Genomic DNA, 22,756 nt, shown 5'->3' with positions numbered 1-22,756 from the left:
AAATTATATTGCTGAATAAGCCTTTAATGATAGGTTTGTGCAACAAAGCCCTCGAAAATTATAAACTGGGGTAAAATTCATCCTATTCTTATGTAAATTAATCTATTATGTTGCTCAAAGCTGCCACGATTGCCTTAATACCTGCTCTAGTCATCCAGGGTAATCGCGTCAAGAAAAAAACGCTACGATTACCAGAACCTGCTGGGGAACGCGAAGGTCTGATTGGGCAGGGGAAACCTTTATCCATCCTGATTGTTGGAGATTCGGCAGCAGCCGGTGTAGGCGTAGATCATCAAGAAGACGCATTAACTGGGGCAATCTTAAGTCAGCTCCAGCAAGATTATCAGATTCGCTGGAAACTTCAGGCGAAAACGGGAGATGCGACTTCCAACGTCATTCGCGTATTAGAAAAAATTCCGGCTGAACACTATGATGTTGTGGTGACTTCAGTCGGTGTAAATGATGTTACCAAGCTGATACCCGCAGATGTGTGGATTAAAAAGCAGCAGAAACTTTATCAGACAATTGAAAGTTGCTTTAGTCCTGAGTTAATTATCGCGGCCGGCGTTCCACCAATGAACATGTTCCCGGCTTTACCAAATCCATTGGCCTGGTTATTTGGTCGTTATGCCAAAGCCATGAACTCTGAGCTGGAGAAATTTGTCAGCAAGAAAGCCAATATGCAGTGGATTGAGTACGATATCAAACAATATCAGGCACTTAATCTGGAAATGGCCAAAGACGGTTTTCACCCGAGTAAAGAAGTTTATACGCTTTGGGGACAGGAAGTTGCTACAAAAATCCGCCAAAAATTTTAGAATAGAATTTCTATACACTAATTTAGTGGAATTTTATGTCGGATATTGAAACCCATCCTCTAGAACCTTTTTTACCGGAAAATTCCAAACTTCTGATGATGGGCAGTTTTCCGCCACCAGAAACACGTTGGAAAATGTGTTTCTATTATCCAAATTATCAAAATGATATGTGGCGGATATTTGGTTTAATTTTCTTTCATAATAAAGATTACTTTCTAGATCTTGCCAATAAGAATTTTCAGGAGATGCTGATTCGGGAATTTTTGCTGGAAAAAGGTATTGCGATTTTTGATACGGCGTATCAGATCCGGCGGTTGAAGGGGAATGCTTCAGATAAATTTCTGGAAATTGTTACGCCGACTGATCTCAACAAACTGCTTGTTCAGATGCCTTTATGTCATAGCATTATGACCACAGGCGATAAAGCAACCGAAACTCTGATGTTATCCATGCCTGAAGACACAGAAAAACCTGCTATCGGGCAGCCGAGTAAAGCACATTTTGCTGGACGCGAATTAAAACTCTATCGAATGCCATCATCATCACGAGCCTATCCATTGGCTTTGGAGAAAAAAGCGGAAGCCTATCGGGAATTGTTTAGAGATGCTGGACTGATTTAGGCTTTAGCGATAAATGTGAATGCGATACTTATACTGTTTACGTTAAAACTATCTTGATTGAAGCAAATATTTCATTTTGGGATTAAGAAAATAAAACAAATTCATACTTATAGTTAATTTCTAACTAATAGTAAGTATTAAATCTATGTATCCGGTATCATTTGTGGATATTCCACCCATTTAAAACCATGCGCCTGAAAATCCCGAACATGGGTAAAGTCAGACCAGATCAGGCGGCTGCCTTTGGTCCATCTTAATAGTTTTATTCTACGATGGACCAGCTCCAGTTCAGTTTCAGGTCGAAGTTCACTGATTTCCGCATATAAACGTACACCTGGATAACTGCTAAATTTACCGCTCATTAAAGATTTTAGCCAAAATGAGCGGTTACTATTTACTGCTTGAATACACGGTTTCGAACTATGTGGAAGGTTCTGTTTCAGGCTGGTACAGTAGCGGTCAAAGAAAAAGCCTGTGGGTTTATATTCATGTAAAAATAAAGTGCCGATGGGACTGCTTGTAGGAAATCCATCAGAGGTGATTGTAGATACCGAGCAGTGCATGGCAGCACGCTGGGCATCAGCAAAGACATTCCGGATCTTAAGCCAATCTTGAGGCTGAATATTTACCATCATAAGGTCATCTTCATTTTTTATTATTTTCATTAACATAGCATAGAGCATATATAAAATTGCTGAGACATTACGACTTACCATTCATCTCTATAGAAATTCTAAAATAAAAAAGGCGATTGAATCGCCCTAAAAGTTTTAAGTGATGGCTTTAAATATTAACTATCATATTCCACATAATCCCAAAGATTTAAACGGGATTTAATTTCACGACGAATATTCGGTAATAAAGGCAACAGCGTGCCATCGATCCATAAACTCAAAGCTTGTGAAGATAGTAATTGTTGCTGCTCATCAACCAGTTTCGCACCTTTGACGACGACCAAAGTTTCTTCATTAACTTCAGTTTCTACACCTTTAAACAGCACCTGCAGATCATAGCCAGAATCCTGAATCAGCCATTCCAGTTCAATCTGGATATTTTCATTGGACTGGATGATAGCCTGACCTTCAATCACCTCTGTATCAGAAATACAGTCATGCTCTACACGGATTTTGGCGAGAAACCACTCCTGAGCGGATAATTCTTGAAGGGTTTTGTTTGGTGTAAGGATATCATTTAACTTAAACTGGCGGCTTAAATCAAAAAATTGCATGGGAGTGTGGCGAAAAAACTTCACGAAAACTGGAAAAGTGTAATTTTAAGGCAATCTAGAGCTATGGTATAGATCATGACCGTATTGATCGAATAAACGTCTAAAACCTGCACAATTTTCAATTAATCCTAAAATTAACAATTTTTAAAATGAGGTGGAAATTCAATTTTGTCATCTGCTTGTCATTACATTGCCCATTCAGCCGGAAAAGTCGTGACCAAATGCATCATAAAACGCTGGAATCGGGTTGTTTCAGGATCATGTGTAAATTTTAAAATTTTTCCGTCTTTCTGTTGGTCCAGCCAGATAATTTCCCCTTTATCATTAAGCTTAAGTTGATAAGCAATACGTGGCAGATATTTATCTAGTGATGCTGCAATTTCATTTTGAAGCTTCTCTGATTCGATCACCAGTCCGACTTCAGTATTCAGGCGTGCTGAACGGGGATCAAAGTTAAAAGAGCCGATAAAGACTTTGCCATTCGCATGGAAAAACTTGGCATGCAGGCTGGAGCTGTTTTTATTTTTAGCTGGAATCACATTACCTGTCATTTTCTCATACCAGGTACGTTCCCGACGTTCGATATAAGGTTTAAATTCCCAGATTTCTATACCATTTTTGAGTAATTGATTACGGTATTGCTGATAGTAGGCATGTACCACAGGCACATCATTCGCCAAAAAAGAGTTGGTGACAACTCGAATTTTCAAGCCATTTCGGGCACGCTTGCTCAGATAATCCGTTCCCCATTGGGTGGGAACAAAATAGGAAGACACCAAGTCTAACTGATTTTTTGGTTCACCCATCAGATCTAACATCTGGGTATAGATGAAGTCTTCATCATTTATCGTGTGACGTGCCTTTCTGGGTGAATCGGCAACAAAGTGCGCACTGGCCCATTGCACAGGTTGTGACTGTAATTGTTTGGCAATTTGTTGCTCGGCAATATTGACGCGACGCTGGGTTTCCTTGGCATCCAAACGGTTTTGAGCAAATAATTTTCTTAATTCAACCAAATCATCCGGTTTAGACCTTTCCTCTAAGATTTGCTGGATATCATAACTCAGCGTATCATTCCAGAAGTCGATAAAAGACTGGTTGGCATCTGTGACCGCATTGCCGGCAAAGAAAATATCGACATCGGTAAACTGAAAATCATTGCTGGCTTCAAAATATTCACTGCTGATATTACGGCCACCGGTGACAGCCACACTGCCATCGGCAATGATCAATTTATTGTGCATACGGTGATTCACTTTCTTTAAACGCAGCCCATAATCTAGGGCGCGAAAGTGACGAAATTTATAAGGATTAAATAATTTGGTTTCGATATTAGGATGTTGGCTCAGCGCAAGCAGTTTATCATCCAGCTGAGTACCATTCTGGTCATCAATTAATAGCCGGACTTTAACTCCGCGATCGGCGGCATTCAGCAACTGGGACAATACCAGATTGCCAATAAAATCATCGTTCCAGATATAATATTGCAAATCAAGATGATGCTTGGCGTGATTGATCAGGTGTAGTCGTGCTGCAATACTCATAAAACCGTCATATAGCGGTAAATAAGCGGTTAAACCTTCCTGAACATTTTCCCGGGCTTCGGTTTTTTGAATCCAGTGCTGGGATTGTACCGGTGTAATTTTTGCTTTAGTCGATGTGTTTGGATCTAACTCACAGCCTGTCAAAAAAATGGATAAGCTAATAAAACTGATACAAAGTATTTTAGTTCGGTGAGTCATTGAGTTTCCATTAATTATTTGGCTTTATTCTTCCCATATTAAGGATGTTAATGGTTGAATCTCAGAATAGAAAGAGGTTACTGTTAGTCATCTGTTAAATCAGCAAACAAAGGATAGTTTTAAATGAAATCACGTGCAGCGGTAGCGTTCGGTCCAGGCGAGCCATTACAGATCGTTGAAGTTGATGTCGCACCACCGAAAGCTGGCGAAGTTCTGGTAAAAATTAGCCATACGGGCGTGTGTCATACTGATGCTTTCACTTTATCTGGTGAAGATCCCGAAGGTGTATTCCCGGCAATTCTGGGCCATGAAGGTGCAGGTGTGGTGGTTGAAGTGGGTGAAGGTGTCACCAGCTTAAAACCGGGTGATCACGTGATTCCTCTATATACTGCTGAATGTGGTGAATGCCTGTTCTGTAAATCTGGAAAAACTAACCTATGCGTTGCTGTACGTGCGACTCAGGGTAAAGGGGTAATGCCGGATGGTACCACGCGTTTCTCTTATAATGGCGAGCCAATTTACCATTACATGGGCTGTTCAACATTCTCTGAATATACCGTGATTGCTGAAGTTTCTCTGGCGAAAATCAATCCAGAAGCAAATCATGAACACGTTTGCTTATTAGGCTGTGGTGTCACTACAGGTATTGGTGCAGTACATAACACAGCAAAAGTACAGGAAGGTGATACGGTTGCAGTATTCGGTCTGGGTGGTATCGGGTTGGCAGTGGTACAAGGTGCCCGTCAAGCCAAAGCCAGCCGTATTATTGCAGTAGATACCAATGCTGATAAATTTGAACTGGCAAAACAGTTCGGTGCAACCGACTTCTTAAATCCAAAAGACTATGACAAGCCAATTCAGCAAGTCATTGTGGAAATGACAGGCTGGGGTGTAGATCATTCATTTGAATGTATCGGTAATGTCGACGTAATGCGTTCTGCACTGGAATGTGCACACCGTGGCTGGGGTCAATCAGTCATTATTGGTGTCGCTGGTGCAGGTAAAGAAATTTCGACCCGTCCATTCCAGCTCGTGACTGGCCGTAAATGGATGGGGACTGCATTTGGTGGCGTAAAAGGTCGTTCACAATTGCCAGGAATGGTTGAACAGGCTATGAAAGGTGATATCCAGCTTGAACCATTTGTAACCCATACCATGCCGCTTGAGCAGATTAACGAAGCATTTGATCTGATGCATGAAGGCAAGTCAATCCGTACAGTGATTCATTTTGACTAAGCGGATTAATTTTAAAAGACCGGTAAATACCGGTCTTTTTTATGTTTATTTATTTTAAATTGGATACATTTGCCTCTAAAACCCTCACAGAGCTTAACTGAATCCGCACAAGCCTTCTAAAGTCATTTTGGCTCAGAGCTTTATAGTGATGAAAGCATATTGATATGCGTTAAGAAAACCATTTTCAACAATAAGGATAAGCTCTATGTCGAATGATAATTTTGATCGTGATTTAATCAAGAATTCTCCAAAAGAAGTGCGTGATGATTTAAATGCCGATCCAATTACTGGTGAACCGGGTGCGCATCCGGTAGGTACAGGTGTCGGTGCTGCAGGCGGTGCAGCTGCAGGTGCAGCAATTGGTTCTGCTGCTGGTCCGGTTGGAACTGCTGTCGGTGGCGTAGTCGGTGCAGTGGTTGGCGGGTTAGCGGGTCATGGTGTAGGTGAAGTGGTAAACCCAACCGAAGAAGAAGCATATTGGCGTGAAAATTCATTAAATACGCCTTATTATACTGAAGCACGTACAAGTTATAGCGATCTGGATTATGATCGTGATTATCATACGGCGTATCAGGTCGGTTATGAAAATCGTGCCCATTATGATGCTAACACCCGTTTTGAAGATGCCGAATCCGATTTAAGAATCAAATGGGAACAGGTAAAAGGCGAGTCGCGTCTGAACTGGGAGCAGGCTAAATATGCGATCCGCGATGCCTGGAACCGTGTTTCACGTTGATTCTGCTTTAATAATGAGTCACTGAATCTTGACAAGGTCTGAGGTAGCTTCAGATCTTGTCAAACTTTGGTATAGCTATGACAAATAGGTGGATTGATAAATAAAAATAGCCACACTAATAAATATTTTTTTTACAATTTTTACTTGTCAAATACTGATATACCGCGTATTTTAAATTTCATATTCACATTTTTATGAATTACATAACATGCTCAAGCAACCTGTAAACTTAAACGCTTATTATTATTTCTGGCAGTTTAGATGATTGCCTGAATGCGTTCGGGCAAGTAAAAGGTTGCCCACCCAGTTTATACCTGATCGGCAACCCTGATCAGGTTTTTTTATGCTTGTTATATTTACTAATTTTGGAGACAGCCATGACTTACTTTAACTATTCATACTTTAGCAACTTTTATTGGTTCTACTTTAACCAGTTGATGAACCTTAGCACACAGACACATAGACCCATAAAGCTCAAATAAAAGTTCGGACTGTATTGATCAGTCCAAAGGATGAAAGTCATGAATAGCGTTATTACATCACAACAACAGCAAACTGAAACTCTATTAAGCCTGCCGGCAGAATTGAAAGCACAATTGCCATTGTCTCCACAATTGGCTGAACAGATTGCCGGACAGCGACAAACCATACAAAACATTCTAGAGGGTAAAGATCACCGTCTGATGGTGATTACCGGACCATGCTCCATCCATGATGAAGCCTCCGCACTTGAATATGCAGAAAAATTAAAACAGTTACAGGCTCAAATTTCTGATCAGATTTTCCTGGTCATGCGAGCTTACATTGAAAAGCCTCGTACCACAGTCGGCTGGAAAGGTTTCCTATACGACCCTGCACTGGATGGTTCATCCAATATGCAGCTGGGTCTGCAAAAATCCCGCGAACTTTACCTGAACATTATTGGCATGGGCTTACCGATTGCTTCGGAGATCCTCAGTCCAATGGCGACGGCGTATTTTGATGATTTACTGGCGTGGGGTGCGATTGGTGCACGTACCAGTGAATCTCAGATCCACCGCGAAATTTCTAGCCAAATGCCATACAGCATCGGTTTCAAAAATGGCACTGATGGTTCGATTCAGATTGCTTTAGATGCGATTCAGTCAGCTTCTCATCCGCATCAGTTCCTGGGCATGAGCCAATCGGGTTTACCATGTATTTTAAATTCCAAAGGCAATCCAAAAGCCCATCTGATTCTGCGTGGATCAAATAGTGGTCCGAACTACCAGTTATCTGAAATCGAGAAAATCAAAGCCAAACATTCAGCGGAATTGCCAGCATTAGTGATTGACTGTAGCCATGGCAACAGTTCCAAAAATCCGATGTTACAACCGGAAGTTTTAGAGCAGATCGTGGCAGAACGCCTACAGACCAATGTTCGCGGTGTGATGCTGGAAAGTCATCTGGTTGATGGCAATCAGAAAATTTCAGATGGTATGGTTTACGGACAGTCGGTTACAGATGGATGTCTGGGCTGGACAAAAACCGAACAACTGTTGTTAAATATGACAGATTCACTGCGACTGGAAGGTTTAAAGCGTAGTGCTTAAATTTACGGTCATGCCTTTCCTCACACTGTTGGGGGAAAGGCATGAGTGAATGCTACTGAGAGGAAGACTGCTTATAAAGTTTCGATCAGCACCGTTACTATGTAGAACATACAGAATAATAATCATTAAAAATATATTTATAAATACATCAAAAAATAAGTGATTTCACAATAACAATAATTTTTCAGGATCTGCATCAAACCGTTTTATATCGCGCGATGGACATGATCTGAGGGACCTGGATATGTATACACCCGAATTGCTCGATGAAGCACGTAAATTTATGCACCATATGCTGACCAAAGTGGTTGAATATGGAGGTTCCGATCTTTTTATTACCGCAGATTTTCCACCAAGTATCAAACAGCAGGGCTTGATGAAACCTTTTGGTCAGCAAAAACTGGCAGCGGATAAAACCCGTTTGTTTGCCTATGCTTTAATGAATGAACGACAGATCAAGGAATTTGAATCAGTGATGGAATGCAATTTCGGTATCAGTGTACCGGGTGTATCACGCTTCCGGGTCAATGTCTTTCAGCAACAGCATAATGTTGGGATGGTAATCAGAACCATTACTACGGAGATTCCAAGCTTTCAGCAATTAGGACTACCAAACTCTTTGCAACAAGTGATTATGGAAAAACGTGGGCTGGTTCTGATTGTAGGTGCGACAGGTGTTGGTAAATCCACCACACTGGCAGCCATGATTGATCACCGCAATACCTATTCTGAAGGACATATTATTACCATGGAAGATCCGGTGGAATACGTGTATCAACATAAAAAGTCCATGATTACCCAACGTGAAATTGGCGTAGATTGTGTTTCTTGGCATAACGCGCTGATCAATACCATGCGTCAGGCACCGGATGTGATCGTGATTGGTGAAATCCGGGATACCGAAAGTATGGAGCATGCGATTGCCTTTGCTGAATCCGGTCATCTGTGTTTGGCCACCCTGCATTCTAATAATGCCGATCAGGCTTTAGACCGCATTATTAATTTCTTCCCGGAAGAACGCCGCAATCAGCTGTTAATGGATTTATCCGCCAATATGAAAGCTGTGATTTCGCAACGTTTGATCCGTATCGAGGATGGGCAAGGTCGTCGTGCTGCCGTTGAAATTTTATTGAATACGCCGCTGGTGTCTGATTTTATCCGTAAAGGAGATTTTTACGAGCTGAAAACTATTATGGCGCGTTCGCGTGAACTCGGCATGCAGACCTTTGATCAGGCATTATTTGATTTGTATAACCAGGGAATTATTTCTTATGACGAAGCTTTGCGTAATGCAGATTCAAGTAATGAAATGCGTTTGCAGATCAAATTAAAAAGCAGTCGCATCAATCCCGCTCTTCAGGAAGAAGGGAGTAGGATGACGATACTGGAACAATCCAAGGAAACTACACTTTCCAGAATCTGACCAGCATTTTGCTGAAATCAAGCTGCATTCAAATGCAGTTGAGTTGGATGATAAGTTTGTCCACGGTGGTTTAAAGATCACAACGCTTTAGCCATCAAGGCTTTTAATTTAATTTCCTTATTCAAAAAATAGTATAGAGCGGATTTATTTCGATGAGTTTCCAATTTACTTTCCTAAAATCTGAACTCTAATTTATCAGTAGTTATAACTATTAGATTTTAATTCCATTAAGATCATTTCCCTTTATTTTTATTTTCCTTGAATCAGGTCACAGAATTATTTGAAAAAATTATCTTTATAAATCAAATGTATTTGAGGCTTTTAAAAAAACGCTGCACAATAAAATCAAAATATATTGATATGAGTCTTTTTTTGAAGATTTATACCATTGTGCATTACAGAGGAAAATATGTTCACGGCAGAGTTATTAGAAGAAGCACGTAAGTTTATGCATCATATGCTGACCAAGGTCGTTGAATATGGTGGTTCAGACCTGTTCATTACCGCAGACTTTCCTCCGAGTATCAAGCATCAGGGATTAATGAAACCTTTTGGGCAACAGGAACTTACCCCAGAAAAAACCAAACTGTTTGCCTATGCACTGATGAACGAAAAGCAGCGTAAAGAATATGAAGCAGAACTGGAATGTAACTTTGCCATTACTGTACCGGGCGTTTCACGTTTCCGTGTCAACGTGTTCCAGCAGCAGCTCAATGTCGGTATGGTGATCCGGACCATCACTGCAGAAATTCCGAATTTCCAGAAGTTAAAATTGCCAGAGTCACTCAAGCATGTGATTATGGAAAAGCGCGGTCTGGTACTCGTCGTGGGCGGTACAGGTTCAGGTAAGTCGACTTCGCTTGCTGCGATGATTGATTATCGTAATGAAAACTCAGCAGGCCATATCATTACCGTAGAAGACCCGGTGGAATATGTACATAAACATAAGAAGTCAATGATCACCCATCGCGAGGTCGGTGTAGATAGCCATTCCTGGCATAATGCCTTAAAAAATACCTTGCGTCAGGCACCCGATGTGATTCTGATTGGTGAAATCCGGGATACGGAAACCATGGAACATGCAATTGCCTTTGCCGAAACAGGGCATCTTTGTCTGGGGACGCTGCATTCCAACAATGCCAACCAGACGCTCGACCGGATTATTAACTTCTTCCCGGAAGAACGCCGTAATCAGTTATTGATGGATCTGTCTTCTAATATGAAAGCGATTGTCTCTCAGCGTTTGGTCCGTACTGAAGATGGCAAGGGGCGTCGTGCCGCAGTCGAAATTATGCTGAATACACCATTGGTATCAGATCTGATTCTGAAAGGTGATTTCCATGAATTAAAAGCTATTATGGGCAAATCACGTGAACTTGGTATGCAGACTTTTGATCAGGCATTATTTGATCTTTATAATGAAGGTGCGATTTCTTATGAAGAAGCATTGCGTAATGCTGATTCGACCAATGAACTTCGTCTGCAAATCAAACTGAAAAGTACGCGTGCTAATCCAGCCATGAATAATACGGCGACCGCATTTAGCATGGTGGAAGAGAAAAAGCCGGACAATGAAACGGATGAAGATGCCAGTAGCATAGAACAAAGCTCATAAATCTGAGAGGCTTAAATTAAAAACCGACATGAAATAAGGTCGGTTTTTATTACTGGATTAAGCTATAACAGTTGTACGTTGAACCACGAATTTAAAATACAGTAGGCTCAAGGCTGTTAGAGCGGCACAAATAATAAAGGCAAAGCTAAAGCTTTGCTTGGCAATCATCATCCCAACGACTAATGAGCCAATAGCAATGCCGATGTCATAGCAGGTGTAGAAAGTCGAAGTGGCATAACCAATCCGATGCTTGGGAGCACGTTGAATGGCAAGAGTTTGCAAACAAGGTTGAGCACTGCCAAAACCTAATCCGATCAGTACGGCTGCCAGCATAAATCCAGTCAGTGTATGAATCTGACTTAAAACCAATAGCCCCAGACTAAAGGTAAGAACCGCAGGATAAATTACATATTGTGGACCTTTACGGTCATAAATTTTGCCAGTAATCGGGCGTAAGCTGATCATGGAAATGGCAAAAACCACAAAGAATAAGCCTGCGTACTGCATCAGATGAATTGAACTGGCAAAGGGGGCAATAAAGGACATGATGCTGGCATAAGAGAAGGATATCATCATGACCATTAAGGCAACAGTCAGGGATTTTTTCTCAACAAAATCACTTAAACCTAAATGGGTCTTTTCAGCTTCACTGTCAGGTTGTTTAACTTCTTGCACCGGGATTAAAAAGCAGAAGATATAACCGATAAAGATCATAGCTACCAGTACAGCAGTCACCATGGTATAGCTTAAATAAGGAATAAGACTTAGGCCAATGAGGGGGCCGAGTACAATTCCGAGATTCACCGACATGGCATAATAGCCCATGCCTTCGCCTCGGCGACTATCCGGAATAAACTGGTTTACCACAGGAACACAAACGGTAGTGAGGATACTAAACCAGACCCCATGGAATAAACGCAGGATATATAAGCTGGTCATATTGCTAATAAATAAATAGCCAAAAGCAATGAAACAGAACATCGTCGCCGAGATAATTAAAGTACGGCGCTGTCCCAATTTGTCAATAATCAAACCACTAAATGGGCGGATCAATATCGCAGAAACCATGAATAGCGTCAGGGTTAATCCGGCTTGGGTTACGCTGCCCCCAAGTTCTTTAAGAATATAAATCGGTAAAATCGTAGTTTGGGCAAAATAAAAAATAAACAAAAACAGATTATTTGCCAGACAAAGCAAAAAGGACTTTGTCCACAACGGCGTTACAGTTGCGTTCATCATGATCCAGAAATTTTAATGTGAAACGCTAGGCCAAAATTAGTATTTTTTTTTATGGAACATGCTGAATGCGATATTCAGCAACAAAGCGCGTCACGAAGACTATATGGGAGATTATGTGAATAATACAATAAAAACCGACAAATGTGGGGTCATTTTAATATGTAAAAGGTCTTAAAAATTTAGGTATAAAAAAATCAGCCCGCAGGCTGATTCTTAAAACAGGTTAAATTAAAGGCCTGCTTCATATTCAGTATTGCTGAGCAGTTTTTCGACATCCGCGATATTATCTGGCTTGATTTTGTAAATCCAGCCTTTGCCATACGGGTCATCATTAATGAAATCCGGATCATCTTCCAGTGCCGGGTTAATTTCAACAACGATACCAGAAACAGGCGCATGGATATCTGACGCAGTTTTTACAGATTCGACAACACCTGCTTGCTGACCTGCGGTCACGTGTGAATCAAGATCTGGCGCTTCAACATAGACCAGGTCACCTAAAGCATCCTGTGCATGGTCAGAAATACCGGTCACCACAAGATCACCCTCAATGCGTACCCATTCATGTGTACTTGCGTACTTTAATTCTGAAGGATGATTCATTGATAACTCCTTAAATCGCTTAGGTTCATTTTTGACATGATTTATACATTCTTTTGCTGCAAAACAAAAGGCTTATAGATACGGATCTTTACGCCAGTTGCTTGGACTGCGACCACTCCAGCGTTTAAAGGCACGACTGAAGTTGGCGACATCACTATAGCCGAGTTCATCGGCAATCTGTTCCAGAGTGAAGTCTGTTCGTGAAAGCAGGGAAGTTGCATGACGATAACGTACTTCATCGACCAGTGTCGAGAAAGAAGTGCCTTCTGCGGCCAGCTGACGTTTCAAGGTACGATCCGACATATGCAGACGGTCGGCGACTGCTTCAATACTAAGATAATGCTGTTCTGAATTGGTCAAAATATCCCGTACCCGCATGGCAATACGATGTCGTTCACCCAGGGCAGAAAGTTCTGTTTCACACTGGTTAATCGCAATCTGGCTGGCGATTGGATCGGCATGCACCAGTTTGTTCATCAGATAGCTTTTATCAAAGCTAAGTAACAGATGTGGCTGTTCAAAACGGAACTGATGCGTGGGGAATTTCACCATAAAGCGTTCAAAACCTTCCGGCTTTTTAAAATCGAAATCGATTTCTCCGGTTGCATCGCTGATCCCGGTAATGGCTTTAGCCATACTGATCAGACCGATCATCAGGGCGATTGAAATTTCAGTACGCAGCGGTTCCATCTGAATATCAGTTTGTAGCTGTACTGTGGCCTTGACCCCAAAGGTCGAGAAGAACAGTTGCAGGAAGGGCAAACGCAACTGAATAAAACGGTTGGCCAGCACCAAAGCTTCGGTAATATTGTTTGCCGTCATGATGGCATAGCCAATAAAGCCATGAATAGAAATACGCATCTGTGTGCCGAGGTGATAGCCCAAGGTCGGTTCACCCGTCAGCTTGAGTGCGTGTTTAACCATATCATTGGCAATGGCAGTTGGAATTCGGAACTCAGGGTCTGCCAGCTGTTCGCTGGTTAGCCCAAAAGGTTTGAATAGCGACTCATCGTTATAGCCCCAGCGGGAGATAACGTCGAGAAGCAAAAGACCATAAACACCCGGGATGCCTTGGTCTTGGCGTGGAGCAATCATCTTCATGCGCGATCCGTTGCACTCAGTCAAATTTTTTCTATTTATGTGCCCATATTGGCATGAACTAGCCAGTTTTATCTTTAAAATTGTTGGACAAAATTCTCAGCCTTACCCAAACACTTCAAGCAGATTAGCCTAAAATGTGGGTGAAAATCAAACTAAACTGCTGTAAATTCTCGCTTAAATACCACAATATTTGTGGTTGAATTAAACAGAACCTGATCTTGCTGGTTCAAGGCTTGGGTTTCATAGCGAACGATGCCACGATCAGGTTTACGTTTGGAAGGTTGAATATCAGTGATGGTCACAATCACCCGGATTTCATCATCAGGGCGGGTCGGGCAGGGCCAACGCACATGCGAATCCGCCCCAATCAGACCATAAGCAACCGGGAAACATTCGGTCCATAAACGCATGACCACCGCAGCAGTATGCCAGCCACTGGCGGCCAGACCCCGGAAGATCGGATGCTGTTCGGCCTGTTCCGCATCGACATGAAACGGTTGCGGATCATAGGCATGAGCAAACTTTAGAATTTCGTCCTTACTCATGCGGTAAGAACGACTTTTAAACTCATCACCAATCTGCAGGTCTTCCAGATATAACATGTTCTATCCTTGTTCTTTTGTGTCGTGTTCTATTAAAAATCCGCCAGTCTGACGTTGCCACAGATGCGCATAAATTCCATTCAATGCCACCAGTTCATCATGTGTGCCTTGTTCAACAATCTTACCCTGATCCAGCACAATCAACCGGTCCATTTGCGCAATAGTAGAAAGACGGTGAGCAATCGCAATCACAGTTTTACCTTTCATCAGCTCATCCAGACTGCTCTGAATTGCCGCTTCAACTTCTGAATCCAGTGCACTGGTTGCTTCATCCAGAATCAGAATAGGTGCATCTTTCAGAAAGACACGGGCAATCGCAATACGCTGACGCTGACCACCAGACAGCTTGACGCCACGCTCGCCAACATAGGCCTCATAACCACGCTTACCGCGCATATCGCTTAGTTGCGGAATGAATTCCTCTGCCTCAGCTTTACGCACCGCCTCAAACATTTCTTCATCCGTCGCATTCGGACGACCATATTTGATGTTTTCAGCCACACTACGATGTAGCAGTGAAGTGTCCTGTGTCACCATGGCAATATTCTTGCGCAGGCTATCTTGGGTCACATCTTCAATATTTTGTCCATCGATTAAAATACGACCTTGGTCAATACGATAGAAATTCAGTAATAATTGAATCAGGGTAGACTTACCGGCACCAGAACGACCCACCACACCGATTTTTTCACCCGGTCGAATGGTCAGGTTCAAACCATCAATCACGTTTTTGTCATTATAGGCAAAACAAACATTATCAAATTTGATTTCACCCTGTTTTAGTTCCAGTTCTTTAGCATCCGGCTTGTCCTGAATCGAAATTGATTTGCCCAGAGTTCCCATACCATCCTGAATAGTTCCGACATTTTCAAACAATTGCGAGGTTTGCCACATCAGGAATTCGGCAATACTGTTCAGTTTCAGTACCATCGCTGTAGTTGCAGCAATAATGCCGAGCTGAGCCTGACCTTCCATCCATAACCAGATCGCTGTCCCTAATACACCGCCATAGAGTACGAGGCTCAGCAGTAAAATACTGATTTCATACTGGGCCCCCAGTCGCATCTGTTTATAAACCGTCACCATAAACTCTTGCATGGATGCTTTGGCATACTGGCTTTCACGGCCTGCATGAGCAAAAAGTTTAACGGTCTGAATATTGGTATAGGCATCGGTCACACGGCCAGTCATTACCGCACGGGCATCGGCCTGTTCATGCGAGATTTTACTGAGACGGGGAATAAAATAGCTGGCGGCACAGATAAACAGCAGCAGCCATACCATCAGTGGAATAATCAGATAAGCAGAAATTGAACCGAGTACGATGTTAATGGTAATGAAATAGATCACTACATAGGCCAGCATATCGCCGAGAATGACCCAGAATTCACGGATCGCCAGTGAGGTCTGCATGACCTTGGCAGATAAACGACCGGCAAAGTCATTGTGGAAGAAATCCAGGCTTTGCTTGAGCAGCAGATTATGAAAACGCCAGCGCAAACGCATCGGGAAATTACTGTATAAAATCTGGTGCTTGATCAAGGATTGCGCACTGGCAAAGAAGATATTGGCCAGCAGGACTACAGTGAGTAAAGTCAGGTTAGTGGCATGTTGCTCCAAAAAGGTGTCTGGCTGACTTTGGCTGAGCCAATTGACCAGATCGCCAATTTTAGCATACAGCAAGGCCTCGAAACTGGCTGCACCGGCAGTACAAAGGACAAGAATCAACAGATAACGGCGTACGCCATAAGCCGCTTGCCAGACAAAAGGGAAAAAACTGGTGGGCAAGGGTTGGTTCAGATTTTTGGTGGGATAGGGATCTACCAGCCGTTCAAGCCATCGAAACATTAGTGTGCTCTTTTCTCATGCATTTTGCTTTTCACGGATTATAAAGGATTCTGTTTTTATAAGGCTGAATTAAGGTGAAATTGCCACAAAATGATTAACTAAATCAAAATTTAGGTTGCAAAGCTTAAAACCTGGAAAAGTTGATTTCAGGTAAATAAAAAATTTGAAAAGACATCGATGAGATTACATGGCTACATCAATAAAAAAGCCTGAGATGACGTATCATTTCAGGCCTGGAGTAACTGCGTTTTAAATTAAGTAATAATTGGCGAAGCAGGCGCTGTAAATACTTCCTTAAAATCGCTGCCTGAAGGTGCCTGATACACTTTCAGGCCAAATTCCGGAATAATTGCCAATACGTGATCCATAATATCAGACTGAATATTCTCATATTCAGTCCATACCGTGGTATTGGTAAAGGCATAGATTTCTAGCGGTAGGCCTTCACTGGTCGGCTGTAATTGACGCACCATCAGAGAAAAGTCTTTAGTAATACCCGGATGCTGTTGCAGATAAAATTCCAGATAGGCGCGGAACGTTCCTAAATTGGTTAAACGGCGCTGATTATATTGGGAATTATGCTGTAACTGCTGGTTGAATTTGACCAGTTCTTCAGTCTTGGTATTCAGATAATGATCGAGCAGGATAAAGTTTTTGAGTTTGGTCTGTTCTTCCTCACTCATAAAATGCACGCTGCTTTGATCAATATGAATCGAACGTTTGATACGACGCGCACCAGCTTCCTGCATTCCTCGCCAGTTTTTAAACGTATCCGTCACTAACTTATTGGTTGGAATGGTCGTAACGGTTTTGTCAAAGTTTTGCACGGTCACAGTATGTAATGACATATCAATTACATCACCATCCGCATTCAGTGAAGGCATTTCAATCCAGTCACCGATACGCACCATGTCATAAGAAGAAATCTGTACTGAAGCCACCAATGAAAGAATCGTGTTCTGAAACACCAGCATCAGCACGGCAGCCATCGCACCGAAACCCGCCAGCAAAGTAAACACATCCTTTTTCAGGAAGGTACCCAGAATCATCAATCCACAGACAATAAAAATCAGCAGTTTCACTAGCTGCAAATAGCCTTTAATCGGTTTATTGCGTGATTTGGGGTTGCGCTGATAAATCAGGTTAAAAATATTCAGCAATTCACCCAGTGCTAGGGCAATGGTTAGGAAAATAAAAGCCTGAGCGCCCATCTGTACAAAGGTCTGCACTTTATCTGACAAGTGTGGAACCGTGCTGATCCCATTCATAATCACAATGGCGGGTACAATATTGGCAATACGGCGAATTACACTGTGTTCCGCAAAGATCGTGTTGTTGGCAAAAGGTAATTTGGAAATCAGTTTACGAATTCCACGAACAACAACCTGTTTGGCAAACAGATTGGCGATAAAAGCCACCGCAATCACAATGCTTAAAGAAGACAGCATTTCGAGCCAAGGGTATTGATCTGCCCAATCTTGAATGTTCTGAATAAATCTAAACTGTTCCAACTGATCTTTCTCTTCAATGTAAAAATGCCATACAGTTTATAGGCTTAGAAATTATTTATTAACCTTGAATAACGTTTTAAAACATATCTGTCCCGTTACAGCATTTTGATCCATCAATATTATGCTTATAAAAAGATACAAAAACAGATAGAGAAGCAGATTCTGCTTATTTAGAATTTGATTAACCAGCGGACATCTTTATGAGTCGTTGAAAGGATCAGTAAGGTATTTAAAACTGTCAATTACATCAGGCGAATAGGAGACTTTATCGGCATTTCATATCAGCTTCTAAGTAGCCCAGCTATGACAAAGATGCACATCAAAGATCACCCTCCTACAAAAATACAAAGGGTAGAATTATGCAAAAACAGTTAGCAATTGTCGGTCTAGCCTTGGCGCTGAATGCCTGCGGTGATGGGAATGATGATATTTTTAGAGGTGTAGATGGTTCATCCTCAAGCCGCTTGACAGGTGTTTATCTCGGCAGTTTTACAGATGAAAATCTGAGTCCGCGCTCTATTCTGGGTGTGATCGAGAAAAATAGTAATTTCTGGTTATTGTATTCACTGCCAGCAGATAATGGTTATACCGGTATCATGCGTGGGCAGTTTTCTTTATCGGGCAATCGCTTTAGTGCGACCAACATTCGCGACTATAATTTTGCCTTCAATCAAACTGCTAGTGTAACCCTGAATGGTCATTATACGGCGGAAAAGAACCTGCAGGGAAATGTCAATAATACCAATAATCGGCCTTTTAACCTTATTTATAATAGAGATTACAGTCGTGACAATACCAGTATATCCAGCCTGCAAGGGCGCTATAGCGGTCGAACTACAACTTTAACCAATAATGTAATTACTACAGTCAATATCGACCGTAGCGGAGTGGTGACAGGAATTGTCGGCGATCAGGACAAATGTGCATTTGCAGGAAGAGTGAGTTCGGAAAACAATGCACCATATTTTAATATTCATCTGGTCTTAATAGGTTCTGCAAGTTCCGACTGTTTGAATGGGGCACAGCAAGTAGATGGGATATTGCTGAATCAGATTGATAGCCAGTCAATTTATATGATGGCCGAGAACAGCAATCAGCAGGATGCAATTCTGTTTATTGGACAGAAAACTCAAAATTGATCTCAGTTAGAAAGCTTTTTAAACAAAGCATCTGAGGGTGCTTTTTTACAGTCTAATGAAAATGAGTTTTGACTTTTTAAATTAAATCATTCATTTTAAAACCATAATTATTTTAAGTATTTAATAATATTTTTGATTAAAAATGCGGGAATAACATGACGATCTTTGTGGTGACCAGCCCGAAACGAGGGTCAGGTAAAAGTACCTTGGCGATGAATCTGACAGAATATCTGCGTCTTCAAGCCAGAACACTCTATATTGATACTGATGACGACAAGCAGAATTTTGAATGGGTGGCTTTGCATCGTACAGGTTTTGGCTTTGAACATATTTCTTTAAAAGACCATCCAGATGAGTTAATGCGGCGTGTAGAACAGGTCAAAACTCAATATGATGATATCGTGATTGATATCGCCGGGCATGATAGTTATGCATTGCGCTCGGTGTTAATGCGAGCAGATAAACTGATTATTCCTATGTCAGCAGAGGCTGAAGAGCAGGAGATGTATACTGAGATGCTGCAACTGGCCATCAGTGTTGCACAGTTCAATACCCAGTTAAAAGTCTATGGAATACTGATGCGTGTACCTCAGCAGATCGAAATCTCGCAAATTGAAGCAAATCAGAATTTACTCAAAGGCATTCCTGGTGCACATTCTTTGAATACTATTATTTATGAGGATGAAGCCTTTGATGATGCAAAAAACTTGGGCTGTAGCATCTGGGAACATTCACCAGTACAAGGGCAACGTTTTGATCAATTTATTCAGGAGCTAATGGCTGATACAGCACAGCCAGTTTGATTGTCTACCTCGAATCATTATGTTAATAGTGCTTAAAAAAAGCTCCCGAAATAGGGAGCTTTTGGCTTTCATGGATTACCACATCAGGTCATCCGGAATCACATATGCTGCATATGGATCTTCTTCATCGGTGGTCTGTTCATTCTTCTCAGAATTATTCACAATGATGAAGCCTTCCATTTTGGCATTGATACGATCCGCCAGCGCTTTAGGCAGGAAAGCATAGCTGTCATTTTCGCGGGCGATCACCAAACTGCCTGCAACCAGGGCATTATAAATTTGCTGATTCAGATAGACTTTCTTGATTTTAGAATCATCAATAAACTGATAGGAAATCTCCCCATCAGTATCCCGAATTTTATGCTGATTGATCATTTGCATGATGGCAGCTTTGAGTTCTTTTTCCTGCAGCGCTGCCTTTTTCTCTTGTTCAATGGCCTGATCTTTTGCCAGCTTTTCCTGTTTGGCCTGTTCAATTTTCGCCTTGATTTCAGCTTCACTGCTATCACCAGTGCGCTTTTCATGAACGGCCTGCTTTGACAATTTTTTTGCTTTCTTATTATCGACCAGACCTGCCTTTAACAATTGTGCCTGTAGTGCGTTTTTAACCATGAGTATTTCCAGAGAATTAATGCTTTAAGCGTCGATAACGTAAATAAATGATCCAGTAAATCAGGCTTAGACTAAGGCTGAGTGCTGCCGGGATCAGGAATGCGTTTAATTTTAAATAAGGATAAATACAGCTGGCAAGAACACCGCCAATTAAAAATCCGATCAGGATCAGTAAATGAAGGATAGTCCGTCGAGATTCGACTTCCAGTCCACGCAACTTATAGCCTAATGACAGCCCAAAATCGGTTAATACACCAGATAAATGCGTAGTGCGGATAATCGTGCCTTTATAGTGACTGACCATGGCATTTTGCACACCCATCGCCACACAGGCCCACAGCAAGCCATAATGAGGAAAATATGGTAACAAGATCCAGCACAGGATAATAAAAAGAGCCACCAGACTGAGCGGATATCCATAACGGCGGCCCAACTGAAAGTGGCTATTTCCCAAGATAAGACCGCTATACATTGAGCCAATGACATAACACGCAGTAACCAGGCACAGATAGAGAATCTGTTCAGGCTGCCATTGCACCAGTGCCATTGCCAGCATACTGATATTGCCGGTCATATGGGAAACGGATTGGTGCAGGAGAGTAACCAGACCGAGTACATTAATCATGCCGGCATTCACGGCAAGAAAAAATGCACCCAGTTGAACCCAGATGGGTAAACGCTGTAATGGCATAAGAACTCAACATCTATTGGCAAAATATTGAATTATCAATATAAGATCAATTAGATGCGCGGTCTACAGCTGTAGTAAATAAAACGTCAGTTGATGAGTTGAGTGCAGTTTCAGTTGAATCCTGCAATACGCTAATCACCATACCGATTGCAACGACCTGCATTGCGATATCAGAAGAAATACCAAACAGGCCACATGCAACTGGAATCAGCAGCAATGAACCGCCGGCAACACCAGAGGCACCACAGGCAGAAACAGTTGCAACCACAGAAAGAATAATCATGGTGGTTAAATCAACATGAATGCCTAACGTATTTACCGCTGCAAGCGATAACACGGTAATGGTTACAGATGCACCCGCCATGTTAATGGCTGCACCCAGTGGAATGGCTACACTTGAAGTGGATTCAGACACACCTAAGCGTTTCGCCAGATCCAGATTTACCGGAATATTTGCAGCTGAGCTACGGGTAAAGAATGCAGTGATGCCACTTTCGCGCAAGCAGGTAAAGACTAGTGGATAAGGATTGGCACGTGTCACCAATGCAACCAGTAATGGATTCACTACCAGTGCTACGAAGGCCATCGTACCAAGCAATACTGCCAGCAAATGACCGTAGCTTTCTAAAGTTTCCAGACCCGCTTCGGCAAAAGTAACTGCTACCAGACCAAAAATACCGACAGGTGCAAAGCTAATTACCAGACGGATTACATGGTTAATGGCATTTGCTGCATCATTTAATACGGTTTTAGTGGTTTCAGATGCATGACGGAATGCAATGCCCAGTGCCACTGCCCAAGCCAGAATACCAATAAAGTTCGCTTCAGCAATTGCAACTACCGGGTTCGCAACAAAGCTGAGCAGCAGATTTTTCAGGATTTCACTTAAACTGCCTGGTGGCTGTAAGTCACCTTGTGCAGCGACGTCAAGGAACAGCGTACTTGGAAACATGATGCTGGCAATTACAGCACTCACTGCGGCCAGGAACATGCCGATCGCATACATGTACACGATCGGGCGCATACGGGAGTTGCCTTGACCCACTTTAAAGTTAGCAATGGAAGCTAGAACTAAAATGAAAACGAGGACAGGAGCGACAGATTTAAGAGCTTTAATAAAAAGGTCGCCTAGCAGGCTGAGGTAGGGCGCATATTCTGGAAAAACCAGCGCGACACCAATACCAAGTATAATGGCAATGATGATTCGGGAGACTAAACTCATACGCGAAAGGGCAGAGAACATAAGGTTGCCTTGTGTAAATTACGAGGGCTAAATGCGGAAAAAATTTGCGTTATTTTATACTTAAAATTCTATGTGCTTAAAATATATTTTTAGTTTAAATATAAGTTTATGAAAATAAATAATAATTATAGAAAACCACCTATACTTTTTGTCTATAATTTAATCAAAATCAGGTTTTGGACAAAATTTTAAGATGAAAATGTATACTATATATTTATTATAGAAATGCTCTTAAAAAAGTGATCAATTTTGCTGATACTACGAGATGCCTTCAAAATTAATCACGTTGTTCCTGGAACAGTCAAATGAGTTAAATGGAATAATCTAGGACTTACGCACTGTTATTTATAGACTCTCTGTGGTAGCAGATGATTT

At 41.8% G+C, this 22,756-nt stretch carries 21 protein-coding genes; 9 read left to right on the top strand and 12 right to left on the bottom strand.

Annotated features, from left to right (window positions below):
• Positions 1-107 precede the first annotated feature (107 nt).
• Together C8322_RS13690 and C8322_RS13685 are read left to right on the top strand one after the other, a co-directional pair.
• The gene (locus tag C8322_RS13690) at positions 108-818 is read left to right on the top strand and encodes an SGNH/GDSL hydrolase family protein (RefSeq protein WP_004809536.1); all 711 of its coding nucleotides are present in this window, start codon (positions 108-110) and stop codon (positions 816-818) included.
• A 35-nt stretch (positions 819-853) separates the two neighbouring features.
• Positions 854-1,438 carry a uracil-DNA glycosylase family protein gene (locus C8322_RS13685; RefSeq protein WP_004809533.1) on the top strand — a complete coding sequence of 195 codons (585 nt, stop codon included), beginning with the start codon at positions 854-856 and terminating at the stop codon, positions 1,436-1,438.
• Positions 1,439-1,581: 143 nt separating this feature from the next.
• Here the strand turns inward: C8322_RS13685 and C8322_RS13680 are convergent, their stop codons facing one another.
• The 3 genes from C8322_RS13680 to C8322_RS13670 all read right to left on the bottom strand — a co-directional run bounded on the left by C8322_RS13680 (position 1,582) and on the right by C8322_RS13670 (position 4,408).
• A complete protein-coding gene (locus C8322_RS13680) occupies positions 1,582-2,103 on the bottom strand; it encodes a hypothetical protein (protein WP_050977189.1) in 522 nt (173 codons plus the stop codon).
• A gap of 125 nt (positions 2,104-2,228) precedes the next feature.
• Complete coding sequence (locus C8322_RS13675; RefSeq protein ID WP_004809530.1) at positions 2,229-2,666, bottom strand: hypothetical protein; 438 nt, start codon at positions 2,664-2,666, stop codon at positions 2,229-2,231.
• 185 nt (positions 2,667-2,851) lie between these two features.
• Positions 2,852-4,408 (bottom strand): phospholipase D family protein, encoded by a 1,557-nt coding sequence (locus C8322_RS13670; RefSeq protein ID WP_004809528.1) that lies wholly within the window; start codon positions 4,406-4,408, stop codon positions 2,852-2,854.
• 123 nt (positions 4,409-4,531) lie between these two features.
• On the opposite strand from C8322_RS13670, the gene C8322_RS13665 reads away from it, so the two are divergent.
• The 5 genes from C8322_RS13665 to C8322_RS13645 all read left to right on the top strand — a co-directional run bounded on the left by C8322_RS13665 (position 4,532) and on the right by C8322_RS13645 (position 10,989).
• Positions 4,532-5,644, top strand: coding sequence for an S-(hydroxymethyl)glutathione dehydrogenase/class III alcohol dehydrogenase (locus C8322_RS13665; RefSeq protein ID WP_004809527.1), 1,113 nt, complete (start codon positions 4,532-4,534; stop codon positions 5,642-5,644).
• Positions 5,645-5,849: 205 nt separating this feature from the next.
• Positions 5,850-6,380: a hypothetical protein gene (locus tag C8322_RS13660; protein WP_004809525.1), complete on the top strand. Its 531-nt coding sequence runs from the start codon at positions 5,850-5,852 to the stop codon at positions 6,378-6,380.
• A gap of 521 nt (positions 6,381-6,901) precedes the next feature.
• Positions 6,902-7,951, top strand: a complete 1,050-nt coding sequence (locus C8322_RS13655) for a 3-deoxy-7-phosphoheptulonate synthase (RefSeq protein ID WP_004809523.1) — start codon at positions 6,902-6,904, stop codon at positions 7,949-7,951.
• A 244-nt stretch (positions 7,952-8,195) separates the two neighbouring features.
• A complete protein-coding gene (locus C8322_RS13650; protein WP_004809521.1) occupies positions 8,196-9,374 on the top strand; it encodes a PilT/PilU family type 4a pilus ATPase in 1,179 nt (392 codons plus the stop codon).
• A gap of 409 nt (positions 9,375-9,783) precedes the next feature.
• Positions 9,784-10,989, top strand: a complete 1,206-nt coding sequence (locus C8322_RS13645) for a PilT/PilU family type 4a pilus ATPase (RefSeq protein WP_004809519.1) — start codon at positions 9,784-9,786, stop codon at positions 10,987-10,989.
• Positions 10,990-11,046: 57 nt separating this feature from the next.
• On the opposite strand, the gene C8322_RS13640 is transcribed toward C8322_RS13645, so the two are convergent.
• The 6 genes from C8322_RS13640 to C8322_RS13615 form a co-directional block, all read right to left on the bottom strand.
• Positions 11,047-12,225, bottom strand: coding sequence for an MFS transporter (locus C8322_RS13640; RefSeq protein WP_004809517.1), 1,179 nt, complete (start codon positions 12,223-12,225; stop codon positions 11,047-11,049).
• Between the two features lie 231 nt (positions 12,226-12,456).
• Positions 12,457-12,831: a glycine cleavage system protein GcvH gene (gcvH, locus tag C8322_RS13635; protein ID WP_004809515.1), complete on the bottom strand. Its 375-nt coding sequence runs from the start codon at positions 12,829-12,831 to the stop codon at positions 12,457-12,459.
• Positions 12,832-12,903: 72 nt separating this feature from the next.
• A complete protein-coding gene (locus C8322_RS13630) occupies positions 12,904-13,932 on the bottom strand; it encodes an AraC family transcriptional regulator (protein ID WP_004809513.1) in 1,029 nt (342 codons plus the stop codon).
• 152 nt (positions 13,933-14,084) lie between these two features.
• Positions 14,085-14,534 (bottom strand): MaoC family dehydratase, encoded by a 450-nt coding sequence (locus C8322_RS13625; protein ID WP_004809511.1) that lies wholly within the window; start codon positions 14,532-14,534, stop codon positions 14,085-14,087.
• 3 nt (positions 14,535-14,537) lie between these two features.
• Complete coding sequence (locus C8322_RS13620; protein ID WP_004809508.1) at positions 14,538-16,382, bottom strand: ABC transporter ATP-binding protein; 1,845 nt, start codon at positions 16,380-16,382, stop codon at positions 14,538-14,540.
• A 254-nt stretch (positions 16,383-16,636) separates the two neighbouring features.
• Positions 16,637-17,893, bottom strand: coding sequence for a mechanosensitive ion channel family protein (locus tag C8322_RS13615; protein WP_004809506.1), 1,257 nt, complete (start codon positions 17,891-17,893; stop codon positions 16,637-16,639).
• Between the two features lie 359 nt (positions 17,894-18,252).
• Here C8322_RS13615 and C8322_RS13610 point away from each other — a divergent pair, with 359 nt between their 5' ends.
• Entirely contained in the window at positions 18,253-19,032 is a 780-nt protein-coding gene (locus tag C8322_RS13610; protein WP_004809504.1) for a hypothetical protein, read from the top strand.
• Positions 19,033-19,187: 155 nt separating this feature from the next.
• A complete protein-coding gene (locus C8322_RS13605; RefSeq protein WP_004809502.1) occupies positions 19,188-19,835 on the top strand; it encodes a ParA family protein in 648 nt (215 codons plus the stop codon).
• 75 nt (positions 19,836-19,910) lie between these two features.
• Here C8322_RS13605 and C8322_RS13600 read toward each other — a convergent pair whose 3' ends face one another.
• The 3 genes from C8322_RS13600 to sstT are packed head-to-tail and all read right to left on the bottom strand — an operon-like array spanning position 19,911 to position 22,381.
• Positions 19,911-20,447: a DUF2058 domain-containing protein gene (locus C8322_RS13600; protein ID WP_004809500.1), complete on the bottom strand. Its 537-nt coding sequence runs from the start codon at positions 20,445-20,447 to the stop codon at positions 19,911-19,913.
• A 16-nt stretch (positions 20,448-20,463) separates the two neighbouring features.
• Positions 20,464-21,138, bottom strand: coding sequence for a YoaK family protein (locus C8322_RS13595; protein WP_004809499.1), 675 nt, complete (start codon positions 21,136-21,138; stop codon positions 20,464-20,466).
• Between the two features lie 46 nt (positions 21,139-21,184).
• Entirely contained in the window at positions 21,185-22,381 is a 1,197-nt protein-coding gene (sstT, locus tag C8322_RS13590) for a serine/threonine transporter SstT (RefSeq protein ID WP_004809497.1), read from the bottom strand.
• Between the last annotated feature and the right edge of the window lie 375 nt (positions 22,382-22,756).

This window comes from Acinetobacter sp. SM1B, from assembly GCF_003289665.1.
Taxonomy (GTDB): domain Bacteria; phylum Pseudomonadota; class Gammaproteobacteria; order Pseudomonadales; family Moraxellaceae; genus Acinetobacter; species Acinetobacter schindleri.
The sequence above is the reverse complement of the archived record's forward strand: the minus strand, read 5'-3'. Positions and strand labels throughout refer to the sequence as shown.

Coding starts and splice junctions, on each gene's coding strand:
- C8322_RS13690 (WP_004809536.1), top strand. CDS start 108: ATGTTGCTCAAAGCTGCCACGATTGCCTTAATACCTGCTCTAGTCATC.
- C8322_RS13685 (WP_004809533.1), top strand. CDS start 854: ATGTCGGATATTGAAACCCATCCTCTAGAACCTTTTTTACCGGAAAAT.
- C8322_RS13680 (WP_050977189.1), bottom strand. CDS start 2,103: ATGAAAATAATAAAAAATGAAGATGACCTTATGATGGTAAATATTCAG.
- C8322_RS13675 (WP_004809530.1), bottom strand. CDS start 2,666: ATGCAATTTTTTGATTTAAGCCGCCAGTTTAAGTTAAATGATATCCTT.
- C8322_RS13670 (WP_004809528.1), bottom strand. CDS start 4,408: ATGACTCACCGAACTAAAATACTTTGTATCAGTTTTATTAGCTTATCC.
- C8322_RS13665 (WP_004809527.1), top strand. CDS start 4,532: ATGAAATCACGTGCAGCGGTAGCGTTCGGTCCAGGCGAGCCATTACAG.
- C8322_RS13660 (WP_004809525.1), top strand. CDS start 5,850: ATGTCGAATGATAATTTTGATCGTGATTTAATCAAGAATTCTCCAAAA.
- C8322_RS13655 (WP_004809523.1), top strand. CDS start 6,902: ATGAATAGCGTTATTACATCACAACAACAGCAAACTGAAACTCTATTA.
- C8322_RS13650 (WP_004809521.1), top strand. CDS start 8,196: ATGTATACACCCGAATTGCTCGATGAAGCACGTAAATTTATGCACCAT.
- C8322_RS13645 (WP_004809519.1), top strand. CDS start 9,784: ATGTTCACGGCAGAGTTATTAGAAGAAGCACGTAAGTTTATGCATCAT.
- C8322_RS13640 (WP_004809517.1), bottom strand. CDS start 12,225: ATGAACGCAACTGTAACGCCGTTGTGGACAAAGTCCTTTTTGCTTTGT.
- gcvH (WP_004809515.1), bottom strand. CDS start 12,831: ATGAATCATCCTTCAGAATTAAAGTACGCAAGTACACATGAATGGGTA.
- C8322_RS13630 (WP_004809513.1), bottom strand. CDS start 13,932: ATGAAGATGATTGCTCCACGCCAAGACCAAGGCATCCCGGGTGTTTAT.
- C8322_RS13625 (WP_004809511.1), bottom strand. CDS start 14,534: ATGTTATATCTGGAAGACCTGCAGATTGGTGATGAGTTTAAAAGTCGT.
- C8322_RS13620 (WP_004809508.1), bottom strand. CDS start 16,382: ATGTTTCGATGGCTTGAACGGCTGGTAGATCCCTATCCCACCAAAAAT.
- C8322_RS13610 (WP_004809504.1), top strand. CDS start 18,253: ATGCAAAAACAGTTAGCAATTGTCGGTCTAGCCTTGGCGCTGAATGCC.
- C8322_RS13605 (WP_004809502.1), top strand. CDS start 19,188: ATGACGATCTTTGTGGTGACCAGCCCGAAACGAGGGTCAGGTAAAAGT.
- C8322_RS13600 (WP_004809500.1), bottom strand. CDS start 20,447: ATGGTTAAAAACGCACTACAGGCACAATTGTTAAAGGCAGGTCTGGTC.
- C8322_RS13595 (WP_004809499.1), bottom strand. CDS start 21,138: ATGCCATTACAGCGTTTACCCATCTGGGTTCAACTGGGTGCATTTTTT.
- sstT (WP_004809497.1), bottom strand. CDS start 22,381: ATGTTCTCTGCCCTTTCGCGTATGAGTTTAGTCTCCCGAATCATCATT.